Source organism: Haemophilus sp. THUN1690 (genome assembly GCF_059704375.1).
On record NZ_AP046582.1, the window covers coordinates 1,098,783 to 1,114,393 of the forward strand.

General features: G+C 38.5%; 16 protein-coding genes. 8 read left to right on the forward strand and 8 right to left on the reverse strand.

Annotation, left to right across the window (positions count from 1 at the left end; genetic code table 11):
• Window positions 1–58 precede the first annotated feature (58 nt).
• From AC6H22_RS05120 to suhB, 5 genes are all read right to left on the reverse strand, one after another.
• Window positions 59–1,264: a BaiN/RdsA family NAD(P)/FAD-dependent oxidoreductase gene (locus tag AC6H22_RS05120; protein WP_497513553.1), complete on the reverse strand. Its 1,206-nt coding sequence runs from the start codon at window positions 1,262–1,264 to the stop codon at window positions 59–61.
• The gene (nrfF, locus tag AC6H22_RS05125) at window positions 1,261–2,418 is read right to left on the reverse strand and encodes a heme lyase NrfEFG subunit NrfF (RefSeq protein WP_497513555.1); all 1,158 of its coding nucleotides are present in this window, start codon (window positions 2,416–2,418) and stop codon (window positions 1,261–1,263) included. Before nrfF ends, AC6H22_RS05120 begins: the two co-directional genes overlap by 4 nt.
• Entirely contained in the window at window positions 2,415–2,945 is a 531-nt protein-coding gene (locus tag AC6H22_RS05130) for a DsbE family thiol:disulfide interchange protein (RefSeq protein WP_005627344.1), read from the reverse strand. The genes nrfF and AC6H22_RS05130 overlap by 4 nt, the downstream gene beginning before the upstream one ends.
• Window positions 2,945–4,852, reverse strand: coding sequence for a heme lyase NrfEFG subunit NrfE (gene nrfE / locus AC6H22_RS05135; RefSeq protein ID WP_497515457.1), 1,908 nt, complete (start codon window positions 4,850–4,852; stop codon window positions 2,945–2,947). The genes AC6H22_RS05130 and nrfE overlap by 1 nt, the downstream gene beginning before the upstream one ends.
• 107 nt (window positions 4,853–4,959) lie before the next feature.
• Window positions 4,960–5,763, reverse strand: a complete 804-nt coding sequence (gene suhB / locus AC6H22_RS05140) for an inositol-1-monophosphatase (protein WP_118861791.1) — start codon at window positions 5,761–5,763, stop codon at window positions 4,960–4,962.
• 199 nt (window positions 5,764–5,962) lie between these two features.
• On the opposite strand from suhB, the gene AC6H22_RS05145 reads away from it, so the two are divergent.
• From AC6H22_RS05145 to degS, 8 genes are all read left to right on the forward strand, one after another.
• Entirely contained in the window at window positions 5,963–6,481 is a 519-nt protein-coding gene (locus tag AC6H22_RS05145; protein ID WP_497515459.1) for a prepilin-type N-terminal cleavage/methylation domain-containing protein, read from the forward strand.
• On the forward strand, window positions 6,475–7,191 hold the full coding sequence (locus tag AC6H22_RS05150) for a hypothetical protein (protein ID WP_497515534.1): 717 nt from the start codon (window positions 6,475–6,477) through the stop codon (window positions 7,189–7,191). Before AC6H22_RS05145 ends, AC6H22_RS05150 begins: the two co-directional genes overlap by 7 nt.
• Window positions 7,191–7,874, forward strand: coding sequence for a DUF2572 family protein (locus tag AC6H22_RS05155; protein ID WP_497515460.1), 684 nt, complete (start codon window positions 7,191–7,193; stop codon window positions 7,872–7,874). Before AC6H22_RS05150 ends, AC6H22_RS05155 begins: the two co-directional genes overlap by 1 nt.
• Window positions 7,867–8,154, forward strand: a complete 288-nt coding sequence (locus AC6H22_RS05160) for a DUF5374 domain-containing protein (protein ID WP_497515535.1) — start codon at window positions 7,867–7,869, stop codon at window positions 8,152–8,154. Before AC6H22_RS05155 ends, AC6H22_RS05160 begins: the two co-directional genes overlap by 8 nt.
• Window positions 8,155–8,202: 48 nt before the next feature.
• Window positions 8,203–11,577 carry an exodeoxyribonuclease V subunit gamma gene (gene recC / locus AC6H22_RS05165; protein WP_497515461.1) on the forward strand — a complete coding sequence of 1,125 codons (3,375 nt, stop codon included), beginning with the start codon at window positions 8,203–8,205 and terminating at the stop codon, window positions 11,575–11,577.
• Window positions 11,578–11,638: 61 nt separating this feature from the next.
• The gene (nrdR, locus tag AC6H22_RS05170) at window positions 11,639–12,088 is read left to right on the forward strand and encodes a transcriptional regulator NrdR (RefSeq protein ID WP_005627362.1); all 450 of its coding nucleotides are present in this window, start codon (window positions 11,639–11,641) and stop codon (window positions 12,086–12,088) included.
• Between the two features lie 2 nt (window positions 12,089–12,090).
• A complete protein-coding gene (ribD, locus tag AC6H22_RS05175) occupies window positions 12,091–13,209 on the forward strand; it encodes a bifunctional diaminohydroxyphosphoribosylaminopyrimidine deaminase/5-amino-6-(5-phosphoribosylamino)uracil reductase RibD (RefSeq protein ID WP_497515462.1) in 1,119 nt (372 codons plus the stop codon).
• Window positions 13,210–14,232 (forward strand): outer membrane-stress sensor serine endopeptidase DegS, encoded by a 1,023-nt coding sequence (gene degS, locus AC6H22_RS05180; RefSeq protein WP_497515464.1) that lies wholly within the window; start codon window positions 13,210–13,212, stop codon window positions 14,230–14,232.
• Window positions 14,233–14,292: 60 nt separating this feature from the next.
• On the opposite strand, the gene mutM is transcribed toward degS, so the two are convergent.
• From mutM to rpmB, 3 genes are all read right to left on the reverse strand, one after another.
• Complete coding sequence (mutM, locus tag AC6H22_RS05185) at window positions 14,293–15,108, reverse strand: DNA-formamidopyrimidine glycosylase (protein WP_497515465.1); 816 nt, start codon at window positions 15,106–15,108, stop codon at window positions 14,293–14,295.
• A gap of 71 nt (window positions 15,109–15,179) precedes the next feature.
• A complete protein-coding gene (gene rpmG, locus AC6H22_RS05190; RefSeq protein WP_005613503.1) occupies window positions 15,180–15,350 on the reverse strand; it encodes a 50S ribosomal protein L33 in 171 nt (56 codons plus the stop codon).
• A gap of 11 nt (window positions 15,351–15,361) precedes the next feature.
• A complete protein-coding gene (gene rpmB / locus AC6H22_RS05195) occupies window positions 15,362–15,598 on the reverse strand; it encodes a 50S ribosomal protein L28 (RefSeq protein WP_005542826.1) in 237 nt (78 codons plus the stop codon).
• Window positions 15,599–15,611: the final 13 nt, after the last annotated feature.

Consider the following 15,611-nt stretch of genomic DNA (forward strand, 5'->3'; position numbering starts at 1 on the left):
TTACTTCCTTATTTTATGATTTAATTAAAAGAATTCTAACGTATTTTCTACACCCCTTCTATTTTTCACTAATTCCTTGTGAACAAGCATAAGCCGAGCTCCACGCCCATTGGAAATTATAGCCACCTAACCAGCCAGTCACATCCAATACTTCACCAATAAAATATAAACCGCTGACTTGGTTGCTTTCCATTGTTTTAGAAGAGATCACTTTGGTGTCCACCCCGCCCATTGTGACTTCTGCCGTACGATAGCCTTCCGTGCCATTTGGAGTAAACTCCCAGTGATGAATAAAATCCACTAGATTTTTTACCCGCACTTTACTGATGTTAGCGATAACTTCATCTTGCACAATGCCTTGTTCAATCCAAAGCTCGACCAATTTTTTCGGAAGTAATCGAACCAAGATGGTTTTCAACATTTGTTTTGGCGAAGATTGTTTTGCTTGATTAATTTCCTCTTCCACATTGTGGTTCGGTAATAAATCAATTTCTACAGACTCAGTTGGCTGCCAATAATTGGAAATTTGCAATACCGCAGGGCCTGAAATACCACGATGAGTAAACAAAAGCTGGTTATAAAAAGATTTTCCGCTCTGCGCTGTGATCGTAACTGGCAAGCTAATGCCTGAAAGTACGGTTAAAAATTTATCTGTTTCTCGATAAGTAAAAGGAACTAAACTCGCGCGAGGAGGAATAACAGGAATGCCAAATTGTTCTGCAATTTGATAGCCAAATGGCGTTGCACCAAGCCCAGGCATAGAGAGCCCACCAGTGGCGATAATCAAATTTTTACATTGCCATTGGGTTGAATTTATCTGTAAAACAAACAGCGCTTTTTCATCATTTTGAATCCGTTCAACTTGAGAAACTTCGCTACGCAATAAAATCTTAGCACCATATTTATCGCATTCAGATTTCAGCATTTCAACGATTTGTTCTGCGCCCTCATCGCAAAATAATTGCCCCAATTCCTTTTCGTGATAAGCAATCCCCTGCTCCGCTACTAAAGAAATAAAATCCCAATTGGTATAACGAGCCAGTGCCGATTTGACGAAATGAGGATTTTGCGAAAGATAATGAGCGGGCGTAACCTCTAAATTGGTGAAATTACAAAATCCACCGCCCGACATCAAAATCTTACGCCCGATTTTTTTGCCGTTGTCGAAAACTGTCACCGACTTGCCTAGCTTAGCCAACTGTGCCGCACAAAATAATCCTGCCGCACCTGCACCAATAATAATGTTTTCAGAATATTGGCTCACGGATTTTGCCCTTTTTCACCACGTTGTAAAAAATCCAACATCTTCATTCGTTGAATAACTGAACGACGATCCACTGCCGCATTACCTGAATCTAATAACTGCTGTAAATACGCACCGGCTTGTTGATATTGACGATTTTCTAAGGCAATTGTCGCTAACAAAGAAAGGCTCGATACTTCATTTTTATCTTTTGTCAACGCTTCATTCAAAAGTTGCTCGACTTTTGCTGTCACTTGCTGGCCTGCTTGATAATAAAGTGCGGTGGCTGCCAAGCCTAAAATATTAGGTTTACTTCCTGATATTTTTTCTGCGTTAGAATAAGCCACAAGCGCACTATCAAATTCATTATTCTGCACATAAACTTCCCCAAGCTGAAGCCAAGTTTCCGCATTATTTGGATCAGTTCGCAGTTTATTTTGGATCTTCTCAATCACATTTTCATTTTTGTGTTCATCATTCATTTCAACATTTTGATTATGTTGCTCAATCATCGATTGCTCACCTTGTTGAACACGACTAAAACGATCAAGGGAAAAATAATAAGCGGTTGGAATCGCAATTAATAAAAAGAAAACCACAAAAGAAAGTTTGTGATTACTTTTCCCAAAGGAATCTGTCTTTTGTTCCTTTTGCTTAGGATCCGAATGAGACTCAGCATTAACAGAAAAATATCTCTGTTCTTTTTCCAACGCAGTTCCCTGCTCGACTGAAGATAGGGACGATTTTTTCCTATTTGAGAAATAAAGCAATACTGCAGCTAAAATTAAAAGAGCGATTGGCAATAGCCACAACAATGCCGTATTCCATTTGAACGGTGGTTTATAATTCACAAAATCACCAAATCTAGCGGTCATTTGATCGATAATTTGCTGATTACTTTTGCCCTCATCCACCATTTTGTACACTTCAAGACGCAAGTCATAAGCAATTGGAGAATTAGATTCCACCAAATTTTGGTTCTGACATTGTGGACAGCGTAAAGATTTTGCCAACTCTACGGCGCGAGTACGATCATCTTGATTTTGAAATTGATAGGTATCCACCATTTCCGCTTGGGCGAATAAGGAAAATGCGAATAAAAGTGCGGTCGCAAAAAAGACTATTTTTTGAACCTGAATAAAACCGCGAGTAAAAATATCTAATATGCTTTTCATTTGTTCTTCATTGCTTCAATTTTTGGCAAAAATACCGTTTGCCAAGTTTCTTTATCCAGTAAACCAGAATGGCGATAACGAATCACACCATTTTCATCCACAAGATAAGTTTCTGGCGCACCATCTACGCCTAATTTTAATCCCAATTCCCCATGACTATCATCAATGGTTAAGACAAACGGATTGCCCATTCTCTTGAGCATTTCAATGCCATTTTGCGGATTGTCGCGATAATCCACGCCCACAATAGGCAACGTTTTTGCAATCTCAATCAACAGAGGATGTTCTTCCTTGCAATAACCACACCAACTGCCCCACACATTTAATAAAAATGGCTGTTTAGGAAAATCTTTCGGGCTTACGATTTGTGACGGCTCATGTAAATTAGCCTGATAAAACTCTGGAACTGGTTTATCAATTAAAGCCGACGCAATTTTTTTCGGATCTTGATTTAACCCAGCAATTAATAATACACACACACCTAAGAGCACAAAGAGCGGTGCAAAAAAGATAAGTTTTTTGTTCATTATTTTTCCTGTTTTCTGCGTAATCCGAAGACGCTAAAAAGTGCGCCAAATGCCATTAAAATACCGCCAGCCCAAAGCCAACGAATCAGCGGTTTATAATGTAAGCGGAAAGTAAATTCCCCTTTGCCGAGAGAATCGCCCATCACAATATATAAATCGCCCCAAAAACCGCCATCAAGTCCCACTTCGCTCATTGTCATAGTTCGCACATCGTAATAACGGCGCTCTGGGATAATTTCTGCATAAGGCTTGCCATTTTCAGTCACATCAAAAAAGGCGACTTCTGCGGTAAAATTTGGCCCGATTTCATTAGAAAATTGACGATAATGAAATTCATATTGCCCCAATTTTTGACTTTGTTGCGGCGCTAAACGCACACCAATTTCACTGCCAAAATAACCACTCATGACTGCGCCAATGGTCACAATCGCCACGCCACAATGCGCTAAAATCATACCAAATTGAGACAAACGAATTTGTCGCCAATTTTGCCACAAAGTGACGAACAAAAGCCAAATCGCAAGAGTTAATAACACAAAGGCGAAAGCGTGGAAATGTAATGCAGAATTATGGCGTAGCTGTTGCCAAATCATCAAGCCGGCAAGAATTAAAGACGGAATCAACAACCATACGCAACGTATCAATAATGTGCGATCAAATTGCACCCAACGAATGGTGAGTGAAATCACCATTAGGATTAAAATCACCGTAATAATTGGGAAGAAAATACTATTAAAATAAGGACTACCCACCGAAATTGATCCCCAATTCATCGCTTGGAATAACATCGGGTAAAAGGTGCCTAAAAAAGTGGAAACGGTTGCAATGGTAAGCAAAATATTCAGTAATAAAATGCCACCTGATTTAGAAACGAACTGAAATTTCACCGCACTTTCTGATGAACTACCCGCTCGTAAGGCGAATAATCCAAAAGCTAACACCGTCAAAACAAAGAAAATTAATAACAACACATAACCGCGCGTGTTATCCAATGCAAAAGCGTGCACAGAAGTGAGTGCGCCAGAACGAACAATAAACGTGCCTAATACGCTAAAGGCAAAAGCAAGCAAAGAAAAAAGCGTAGTCCAATAACTAAATACACCTTGTTTTTCTGTCGCCATTAAACTGTGTAATAACGCCAAACCAAGCAACCAAGGCATTAAAGAGGCATTTTCTACAGGATCCCAGAACCACCAACCGCCCCAGCCGAGTTCGTAATATGCCCACCACGCACCGAGCACAATGCCAATGGTTAAAAATAACCAAGAAACCAACACCCAGCCACGCATTGAGCGTGCAATTTGTCGTGCAGACTGGTTATAAATCAACGCACTCAAACTCATCGCAAAATTTACCGCAAAGCCTACATAGCCAACATATAACAACGGTGGATGGAAAATTAATCCCACATCTTGCAACATTGGATTGAGATCGCGCCCTTCTGCGGGTGCTGGGAAAATACGTCCAAATGGATTGGAATAAAATAAAATAAACACCGCAAAACCAAAGCAAATCAATCCCAATAAAGATAAAGATTGAGCGGAAAAAGTGCGGTCATTTTTTCGATTAAAAAAAGCAAAAGCGGCAAGCCATAAACTCAATGAAAATAACCAAAACAACATTGAACCTTCATGCCCACCCCAAGTGGCAGCCACTTTAAAAAATGTAGGTAATTGAGAGTTGGAATGTGTCGCTACATATTCAAGGGTGAAGTCATCCACCGCAAAAGAATAAGCAAGCAAACCAATTGAGAACGTCGTCGCAAGGGTAAAAATATAACTAAGCGGCCAAGCAGCATTAATTAAAGTTGAATTTTTTTTGAATAACCCAAATTGAGGCACTAACGCAAGAAAAAATGCGCTAGCTGTTGCGAGCAAAAGAAGGAAAAAGCCAAGTTCTGGAAGCATAATGTCGTCGTTTTTTCGTTGATGCGCAGATAAAGTCACTAATCAAGTATTTTTCATTAATAAAATTAAAAATAGCACCTTAATAGGTGCTATTGTACTTATAAAAATTAATGATTAAATTCAGCACCTAAACAAGGGCGGATTTTATTTAACATTTCTTTAATTACGCGTGATGGTGCGGCGATAATATTGCCGCTACGTAAGTAGCCGTTACCAGCATCAAAATCACAAACTAAACCACCCGCTTCACGCACGATTAAATCGCCCGCTGCGCAATCCCATGCTTTTAAGCCCATTTCAAAATAGCCATCAATACGGTTTGACGCCACATAGCATAAATCCAATGCAGCAGAACCAGTACGACGAAAATCTGCGGCATCTTCAATTAAGGCATTCATCATTGCAAATTGAGTTGGCATTAATTTTGGTTGTTTGAATGGGAAACCGGTCGCTAAAATTGAACCTTGAATTTCACGTTTACTATCTACACGTAAACGTACTTCATTTAATTTTGCGCCTTCACCACGCACAGCGGTAAATAATTCATTGCGGATTGGATCGTAAACAACCCCGACTTCAGTACGATTTTTTACACGAATTGCGATAGACACGGCAAAATGAGGAAGGCCCGTCATAAAATTACGGGTACCATCTAGTGGATCAATCACCCATTGTACATCACTATCTTTGCCTTCAAGCGCACCCGTTTCTTCGCTAATGATGGTGTGGTCAGGATAAGATTTACGAATAATTTCAATGATTTCTGTTTCTGCCGCTTTATCAACGTTTGTCACATAATCATTAATACCTTTTTGTGTGCTTTCGATAGCATCACGGCGTTCATAATTTTTAGCAATCACATTGCCCGCTTTTCGTGCCGCACGAATTGCGATATTTAACATTGGATTCATATTTCCACCAGATTTTAAAGAACAGAAAAATTCCGCGCCATTATAGCGAGATTTGCCAGAATAACCAGTTGAAAATTATAAAACAATGGTTTTTATAGGTTTTCAGGAAAAGTTTGCGATACAGATCGCAAAAATAGCATGAAGTGATTTTTCCATTAATTATTTGCCATTAAAGTGCGGTAGAAAATTGGAGCGTTTTATGCAGAAAGGTGTGACATTAGTAGAATTATTGATTGGGTTAGCAATCATCAGCATTGCGCTGAATTTTGCCGTGCCATTATGGCAAACAGACTCACCTAAAACGATTTTAGCCAAAGAGCAACATCGCCTATATTTATTTCTACGTCAAATTCAAGCACGAGCAGAAAATTCATCGGAAGTGTGGTTTTTACTTATCAATCGTAACCTTGCGACACAACAATGGTGCTTAACGGCACAAGTAAAAAATGATCAAACTTGCGATTGTTTAAACCCAACAAACTGCCCGAAAGAGGCCTATGCTCATTTTTACTATCCTTATTTTCCTAAAAAAACGATGATTCAAAGCCATTATATTTATCCCAAAGAAATCACGAGGTTTTATGGGGCTCGTAATACCAGTGTTACTCGTTGCTTTATTCTGCAAGCGGAAAATGAACGTACATTATTTTCATTTTTCAATGTTGGCAGTATTCGTTTGAAAACCAATCAAGCGGCTAGTGCATGCAATCAATCATGAAAACATTATTAAAAGGACAAACCCTATTAGCACTAATGATTTCGCTAGCATTGTCGTCTTTATTATTGCTAAGCATTTCACATTTTTATGTGCAAATACAAACGCAAAATCAACACATGTTATTGTATTTAAAACTACAAGCAGAATTACAACGAACATTACAGCTCATAGGTAAAGATCTTCGACGATTGGGATTTAGAGCATTAAATACAAAAGGAACAGAAAGCAATTTATCTTTATTTGAATTAGATGAACAAGGTACGGCCATTTTCATTAGCCAAGAAGATAACGCACCACCTAATAGCTGCGTGTTGTTCTTTTATGATTTAAATAAAAATGGTTGTATTGGCAAAGATTCACCGAAAACCTGTATGAAAAATGGGAAAAATACATCCAAAACCAGTACAGAAGAATTATTCGGTTATAAAGTGAGTAACAAAATGATAAAAACCAAACTAACTTATCAAAGTGTTATTCCAGCTAATTGCACAGCAGAAACTTGTAAACGAGCTTTTCAACAAACCGCTTGTAACGCTGGGGGCGGTTGGACAGATTTATTAGATAACAATGAATACGAAGTCACTACCCTGCAATTTAATTGGTTAATTAAAGGCAAAGGATTAGAAATCAAGCTAAAAGGAAATTTAAAACAAACCCCAAACATCAGTTATGAAACATCCCTTGTCGTTGCGCTTTGGAATCAAAAATAATGACAACACAAAAAGGCATTATTACGCTGACTATTCTGATTTTTATTTCAGGTTTATTAACTGCGTTTTTATTGTTGGATGACAGCCATTTAAGTTTTTTTCGTGCGCAACAAAATCAACGAAAACACTATGTGGAAAGAACATTACAACTGCAAAAAATGACAGAGGAGAAAAAACAAACTGCCTGCCTTGATTTACCGTTAAATAATAATGAAAGTGTAAAGCAAATCAGTATCACGCTTGATGGTGCCACCGATGCAATTCAATATTTTCTTTGGTGTGAAAGAATGAGCCTATTTAAAAAATCGCCTACCCGAGGCGATAATCAAGGTGCATTGAAAGATTTTATTCACACAGAAAAACTAACGGATTTTCGACCGCACTTTTCTTCCCCGCCCAAGATTTTAAACGCGAATAAAACACCTAAACTTTATTGGTTTTCAGATTCACAAGCGGAAATTGAAATTAATGGCATCGTGTCTGCCGTATTAATTGCGGAGGGAGATTTAAAACTAACGGGCAAAGGAAGGATTAGTGGCGCGATACTCACCAACGGGAATTTAACTTTAGATGGGGTGACGTTGGCCTATGGAAAACCTGTCGTAACAACCTTAGTACAACAATATAGCCAGTGGCAATTGGCAGAAAAAAGTTGGAGTGATTTTAATGTTCCAGATGAATAAAGGCATGTCGCTCACTACCCTATTATTTTCTTTGGCTTTATTTAGCGTTTTATTTATTGCTTTCAATCAATGGACGGCAAGCCAAAGAAAAAGTGCGGTAAAAACTTATCAAGATTTTCAGGCGATACAGATTGCGGAGAATCAAGCTCAACGCCAATTTTTAGGGTTAGCTTGTGAACAATTGATACAACAAAATGGCTTAACTTTTCGTGTTCAATGTCAAAACGAACGCGTCATTGTGCGTTATCCTATGGGTGAAATTTCGATAAAAACTAAGTAGAATGGCATTGTCTTTTTCTAGATTAAATCATCACAAAAGGTTGCCATTGTGTTCATTGTTTATTATTCCAATCAACTCGAAAAACAAAAAGAGATTCTTTCTTCCTTGTTCAAATCGTTACCTCCAGAAGATCCTTTTCAGCAGGATATTATCTTGGTGCAAAGCCCGGGTATGGCGCAATGGCTGCAAATTGAATTAGCGAAAGAAACAGGCATTTCAGCGAACCTCAAATTTCCTATGCCAGCAAGTTTTATATGGCAACTTTATGCTCAGAACTTACCTGCAACAGCATTGGAAAACCCTTTTGATAAAGATTCAATGACATGGCGTTTAATGCGATTAATCCCGACTTTTCTCGAGAAAGAAAGTTTTTCACCTTTACGTAATTATTTAGCATCATCGCCTCATTCTGAACAATACAAACTTTATCAACTCAGCAGCAAAATTGCCGATTTATTTGACCAATATTTAGTTTATCGACCAGAATGGATTTTTGCTTGGGAAAAAGACGAAGATGAACAAATCACTGCTCAAATACAAAAACAACAACCTAATCTAAACAATATTTTGTTTGAGCAAATTCAAGGCAATACAAAATGGCAAGGTGAGTTATGGCGTGCATTGGTCGTCGATGTTAAATCAGAGGTTGGTGATGCTACACATCGAGCGGCTTTGCATAATCAATTCTTAGCCTTACTTGCTGATAAAAAAGCACCGAAAAAATTACCTTCACGCATATTTATTTTTGGTATTCCTGCGCTCCCAACTGCTTATCTCAATATTTTGCAAGCCATGTCATCAGAAGTGGATATTCATTTATTTTTTAATAATCCATGCCAAGAATATTGGGGGGATATTAGTGATCTACGCCTTGATTATTTGCGTTCTCGTCAGCGTTATCAATTCAATAAACAAAATGAAAATCAACCGCTCTTTTCCGAGGAACAACTTTCTCAACTAGAAAACGCTCAGTTTGACGTCACTTATCAAAATGAAAACCTTCAAGTAGGTAATCCGTTACTGGCTGCTTGGGGAAAAATGGGGCGAGATTTTCTTTACACCTTGGTGAGAGATGAAGAACATATTCCAACTTATCCCGTCAATGCCTATCAAGAAATTAATACAAAGGGTTTACTTGGACAATTGCAATCTCAAATTCTTCATTTAGAAAATAAACCGCTAAATATCGCAAAAAATGACCGTACTTTAACCCTACATTCTTGCCACAGTGCTATGCGGGAAGTGGAAGTATTGCACGATTATTTACTGGATTTATTCAATCAGGATCCTAACCTTACGCCAAAAGATGTAGTTGTTATGGTGGCAGATATTAACCAATACACACCCTATATTCAGGCAGTTTTCGGGCAAAAAAATGGAGATGCCCCACAAATTCCATTTTCACTTTCGGATAATAAACTTTCAGAAAGCGATGTGTTGGTATCAAGTTACTTAACTTTATTACGCTTAAAAGAAAGCAATTTTAGTGCAGAGGATGTCTTAGCATTGTTGGATATTCCTGCGATGCGAGAACGATTTAATATTTCTCTTGCTGATTTACCATTAGTGAGAGAATGGGTGGCGGATTCAGGGATTCGTTTCGGTTTGCAAAAAAATCAAGATGGCATCAATTTCAATTCTTGGCAAGCTGGATTAGAACGAATGATTTTAGGCTATGCGATGCGTGAAGAACACGGCATTTGGCAAGATAGTCTGGGCTTAAACAGCAGTTATGGCTTAAAGGGCGAGCTTGCTGGAAATTTATCTCACTTTTTCACCGCACTTTCCGCGCTGCATGAAACGCTGCAACAAGCGCATTCCATCGAAAAATGGCAAGAAATTTTAACCGCACTTTTATCAGATTTCTTCGTGCAAAATGAAGACACAAGCGACACGATTTTCTATATTCAAGAGAAAATTAATGAATTAGCTGAGCACCTAAAAGTGCTCCATTTTACTGAAGAATTACAAGCAGATGTGATTGCCGATGTCATCACAATGAAATTGGAAGATGCGCCAAATAGCCTCAAATTCCTTGCAGGGAAAGTAAACTTCTGCACCTTATTACCAATGCGTTCAGTGCCATTCAAAGCGGTTTGTTTACTTGGAATGAATGATGCGGATTACCCTAGAACACAAACACCAAACAGTTTTGATTTAATGCAGTATCACCATCAAAAAGGCGACCGTGTTCGCCGTGATGATGATCGATATTTGTTCTTAGAAGCCTTATTGGCAGCACGTGATTATTGCTATATCAGCTATGTTGGCCGTTCCATTACAGATAATCAACCAAAAGAACCTTCTGTATTGGTAAGCCAACTCTTAGATTATATTAATCAAGGACAACGAGAAAATACTCTTACGGTGATTGAGCATCCGATGACGGCATTTAGTCCAGATAATTTCAAATATAACGAAAAATTTACCCGCTCTTTTGCGACAAAATGGTTGCCAATAGCACAATTTGACGCGACTGCTAGCAATTCAGAATTTGCCGTCACCATGACAGAAAACCCAGAAAAAATCGAAGAAATTGAACTGGATCGTTTAGTCAGCTTTGTGGAAAACCCTGTGAAATTTTTCTTTGAAAAACAACTCGGTGTCTATTTCCGCGATGAAGATGCTCGTATTGCCGACAGTGAAAACTTCACCTTAAGTGGATTAGATAATTACTCTCTCAATAATGACTTAATCTACCTTGATGAACAAAATTTTGCTGATTATTTTAGACAAGCAGAAGTTAAAGGCGTGTTACCTCGAGCCGAATTTGGAAAAGTTTATGCTGAAAATATTCGAGACAATGTTTTGGAATTTAAAAAGAAAATATCAGATCTTGGTGAAGCCAAACACGCTTCCGTCGATTTCAATCTCTCCGCAGATTGGCAAAATGAAAATCAAGAAATTCGTCTATTTGGTTATATGGAGCCTTTATTTGGCGATGATTCACAGGTGATTCAGTGGCATTTTGCGAAATACAAAGATCGCTATTGCATCCGTCCTTGGATTTATTATTTGATTCAATGTGTCACACAAGAAAATGCTGTACCACCAAAATTAATTACGCAAGATCAAGTTATCGAATTACCGCCTATTGAGCGTGAAACCGCTCTCGCTCAATTAAAAATTTACGTAAAAGATTATTTACAAAGCCAAATAGAAATCCAATTAGTACCAACCATAAAAAATATTAATGATTTTATTGTGAACGATGAAAGCACGGTTGATTTTGACAATATTTCTAGAAAACTTCAGGAACTACGTGAAGACAGCAAATCCGGCGCTCAAGCAGATCCATATTGGTCACGCATATTGGCGCAAACCTCAAGATTTGAACAAACTGGAAATATCGAAAAATTATTAAAACAAACAAAAGATTGGTTTGGCTTATTATTCGTACAAAAGAAGACAAGAAAGGCATAAAGCTCATCGTCAAAGAACCGATTTTTTGCTAAGATAACAGCCTTTTTACGGAGAATTGTCTATGCGCTGTCCATTTTGTTTTACAGAAGAAACCAAGGTAATTGATAGCCGTTTGGTATCGGATGGCTATCAGGTTCGTCGCCGTCGTGAGTGCGGTCATTGTCATGAGCGTTTTACTACCTTTGAAACAGCCGAATTAATCGTACCAAAAATTATTAAAACTGACGGCACTCGAGAGCCGTTCAATGAAGATAAATTACGCAGTGGTATTCAGCATGCGTTGGAAAAACGCCCTGTAAGTGCGGATGATGTTGAACAAGCAATTAACCATATAATTTTTCAATTACGCGCGACGGGTGAACGTGAAGTACCAAGTAAACTGGTTGGAAAACTCGCGATGAATGAGTTAAAAAAACTCGATAAAGTGGCTTATATTCGTTTTGCATCGGTCTATTTGAGTTTCGATAATATTAATCAATTCACCAAAGAAATTGAGAGCTTAAAGGATTAACCATGAGCGAATTTTCCACACAAGATAGCAAATTTATGCAACGCGCCTTAGATTTAGCCGCCAAAGGACAATATACCACCACACCGAATCCATCGGTAGGATGCGTATTGGTAAAAAATGGTGAAATTGTGGGGGAAGGCTTTCATTTTAAAGCGGGGCAACCTCATGCTGAACGCGTTGCCCTAGCTCAAGCTGGTGAAAATGCCAAAGGAGCAACCGCTTACGTCACCTTAGAGCCCTGCTCTCATTATGGTCGCACACCGCCTTGTGCATTAGGATTAATCGAGGCTGGAATAGTGAAAGTCATTGCTGCTATGCAAGATCCTAATCCTCAAGTCGCAGGGAAAGGTTTGAAAATGTTGTCTGATGCAGGTATCGAAAGTGCGGTGAATTTATTAAATGATCAAGCGGAAAAAATAAATAAAGGCTTTTTAAAACGAATGCGTCAAGGTATGCCTTTTGTTCAACTCAAACTTGCAATGAGTTTAGATGGACGAACAGCAATGGCAAGCGGAGAAAGTAAATGGATTACGGGCCCTGATGCTCGTTCGGACGTTCAAAAAATGCGAGCAAAATCATCTGCGCTTTTATCCACTTCTGCGACAGTACTTGCAGATGATCCAAGCCTGAACGTACGCTGGGACGAATTTCCTGAAAATCTTAAAACAGAATATAAAAAAGAAGATCTTCGCCAGCCTGTGCGAGTCATTTTAGATTCACAACATAGCATTCAGCCGACTCATAAACTTTTTTTAACTCATTCTCCCGTTTGGTTAGTTTCTAATGAATCGCGAGATTTAGCTGGCTTTCCTGATTTCTGCGAACAAATTCTTCTTCCAAAAGAAAATTTACTAAAAGAATTAATGCGAGAACTGGGAAAACGACAAATAAATACCCTTTGGGTAGAAACTGGGGCAAATTTAGCGGGTAGTTTAATTGATGCGAAATTAGTCGATGAATTAATTATTTACATTGCGCCAAAATTACTTGGCGACAATGCTCGTGGTTTATGCCAATTACCGAATTTAACTAAACTTGCCGATGCACCATTATGGCAACTCAATGAATTAGAACAAATCGGTGACGATATAAAATTAACTTATACACCGAAAGGAATCTAAATGCTTAAAAAACTTTTCCATTCCGCACTTTGGGGCTTGGCGGCTGCAGGCGTGATTTTGTTTGCGGTTCCAAGACTGAATAACAGAAATATTTTCACTTCAGACGATATTGTATCGTTCAAAAATGCGGTGCGTATTGCCTCACCTGCGGTAGTGAATGTTTATAACCGCTCTTTTTCATCTGCCAGCATTAATGATAATGATCAGCTACAAGTGAATAACTTAGGTTCTGGCGTGATTATGAGTAAAGATGGCTATATTCTGACGAATAAACACGTTATCCAAAATGCGGATCAAATTGTAGTAGCGTTGCAAAACGGAAATATTTTTGAGGCTAGTCTTGTTGGTTCGGATAATCTCACCGATCTCGCTGTTCTCAAAATTCGTGCAAATAATCTTTCAACCATTCCACAAAACTCAAATCGTCAAGCTCACGTTGGTGATGTGGTATTAGCAATCGGTAATCCGTACAACTTAGGGCAAAGCGTGTCTCAAGGTATTATTAGCGCAGTGGGACGTAATGTGGTAGGTGATTCTGTTGGCAGACAAAACTTCATCCAAACCGATGCTTCAATTAACCGTGGCAACTCAGGCGGCGCATTAATTAATTCTGCAGGGGAATTGGTTGGAATCAGCACCCTTAGTATTGGCAAAACCGCCAATGAAATCGCAGAAGGACTAAATTTTGCGATTCCAATGGATATTGCAAATGATGTTTTACAGAAAATTATACGAGATGGACGTGTTATCCGAGGATATTTTGGTGTGCAAAGTGACATCAGTTCAAGTAGTGAAGAAGGCATAGTCATCACTGGTGTAAGTCCGAATAGCCCAGCAGCAAAAGCAGGCATTCAATTAGGCGATGTCATTTTGGAATTAAATAATCAAAAAGGCATTTCAGCCCGAGAAATGATGCAAATTATCGCAAATACAAAACCTAATTCAAAAGTTCTCGTCACCATTCTACGATTAGGCAAAATTTTACAACTTCCTGTTGTCATTGAAGAATTTCCAGTAAATTAAAAATAGCGGTCGTTTCTGACCGCTATTTTCATTCTATTTTCCATTAAACAGCTATTCACCCTAGCCCATTTTCTGACATTTCGGACAAAAGAAACTATTACGCTGCCCTATCACTAAACTTTCAATTTTTGTGCCGCACTTCGGACAAGGTTTATCTTTATTACCATATACTAATAATTCTTGTGCAAAATAACCTGGGCGCCCATCCGGCTGTAAAAAATCTTTAAGTGTCGTTCCACCTTGAATAATGGCTTTTCTCAAAACATCTTTAATCGTATTCACTAAGGAAATACATTGATTGCGGGTCAAATTTTTAGCGAGTTTAAGTGGATGAATACCACAAATAAACAAACTTTCATTCGCATAAATATTACCAACGCCCACCACCACAGCGTTATCCATCAAGAAGGTTTTAAGTGCGGTGGATTTTTGACGAGATTTTTTGAATAAATATTCTGCATTAAATTCATCAGAAAGCGGTTCAGGCCCTAGCTTTAAGAAAAGATGAAAGTCATCTAAATTCTTCGTCCACAACCATGCACCGAAACGACGGGGATCGTTATAACGTAATAATTTGCCATTATTCATCACAATATCAATATGATCATGTTTATCTATTGCACTATCCTGTGGCACAATTCGCACCGAACCTGACATGCCCAAATGCCCGATGATATAGCCTTTTTCCGTGTGAATAATCAAATATTTTGCTCGACGAGTGAGATCGACAATTTTTACATTTTTAAGGGTTATCAATTCTTCTGATACAGCCCAGCGCAATTTAGGCTGGCGTACGAAAACTTTTTCAATCGTAAAATTCTTAAGATAAGGGCTAATACCACGTAGTGCAGTTTCAACTTCGGGAAGTTCCGGCATGATTTGTTCCTTAATAAATCTGGGATACAAAAAAACCCGAACAATGTCGGGCTTTTTCTAAATAAGCAAAATTATTTGATTTTTGCTTCTTTATAGATAACGTGTTTACGCACTACTGGATCAAATTTTTTGATTTCCATTTTTTCAGGCATATTACGTTTGTTTTTATCAGTTGTGTAGAAGTGACCGGTCTCTGCAGTAGAAACTAAACGGATTTTCTCACGAGCGCCTTTAGCTGCCATTTTTTAGCTCCTTAGATTTTTTCGCCACGAGCACGGATTTCAGCTAATACTGCATCAATGCCTTTTTTATCAATAATACGCATACCTTTCGCAGTTAAGCGTAAGGTTACGAAACGGTTTTCACTTTCAACCCAGAAACGGTGAGTGTGAAGGTTTGGAAGAAAACGACGACGTGTCGCATTCATCGCGTGTGAGCGGTTATTACCCACAGCTGGACGCTTGCCTGTTACTTGACAAACTCTAGACATAATAATCTCCAAT

Excerpts from the sequence above, each read along its gene's own strand:
- nrdR (WP_005627362.1), top strand. The coding sequence starts at position 11,639 with ATGCGCTGTCCATTTTGTTTTACAGAAGAAACCAAGGTAATTGATAGC.
- mutM (WP_497515465.1), bottom strand. The coding sequence starts at position 15,108 with ATGCCGGAACTTCCCGAAGTTGAAACTGCACTACGTGGTATTAGCCCT.
- degS (WP_497515464.1), top strand. The coding sequence starts at position 13,210 with ATGCTTAAAAAACTTTTCCATTCCGCACTTTGGGGCTTGGCGGCTGCA.
- rpmB (WP_005542826.1), bottom strand. The coding sequence starts at position 15,598 with ATGTCTAGAGTTTGTCAAGTAACAGGCAAGCGTCCAGCTGTGGGTAAT.
- AC6H22_RS05160 (WP_497515535.1), top strand. The coding sequence starts at position 7,867 with ATGAATAAAGGCATGTCGCTCACTACCCTATTATTTTCTTTGGCTTTA.
- AC6H22_RS05130 (WP_005627344.1), bottom strand. The coding sequence starts at position 2,945 with ATGAACAAAAAACTTATCTTTTTTGCACCGCTCTTTGTGCTCTTAGGT.
- nrfE (WP_497515457.1), bottom strand. The coding sequence starts at position 4,852 with ATGCTTCCAGAACTTGGCTTTTTCCTTCTTTTGCTCGCAACAGCTAGC.
- AC6H22_RS05155 (WP_497515460.1), top strand. The coding sequence starts at position 7,191 with ATGACAACACAAAAAGGCATTATTACGCTGACTATTCTGATTTTTATT.
- AC6H22_RS05145 (WP_497515459.1), top strand. The coding sequence starts at position 5,963 with ATGCAGAAAGGTGTGACATTAGTAGAATTATTGATTGGGTTAGCAATC.
- ribD (WP_497515462.1), top strand. The coding sequence starts at position 12,091 with ATGAGCGAATTTTCCACACAAGATAGCAAATTTATGCAACGCGCCTTA.
- rpmG (WP_005613503.1), bottom strand. The coding sequence starts at position 15,350 with ATGGCAGCTAAAGGCGCTCGTGAGAAAATCCGTTTAGTTTCTACTGCA.
- suhB (WP_118861791.1), bottom strand. The coding sequence starts at position 5,763 with ATGAATCCAATGTTAAATATCGCAATTCGTGCGGCACGAAAAGCGGGC.
- nrfF (WP_497513555.1), bottom strand. The coding sequence starts at position 2,418 with ATGAAAAGCATATTAGATATTTTTACTCGCGGTTTTATTCAGGTTCAA.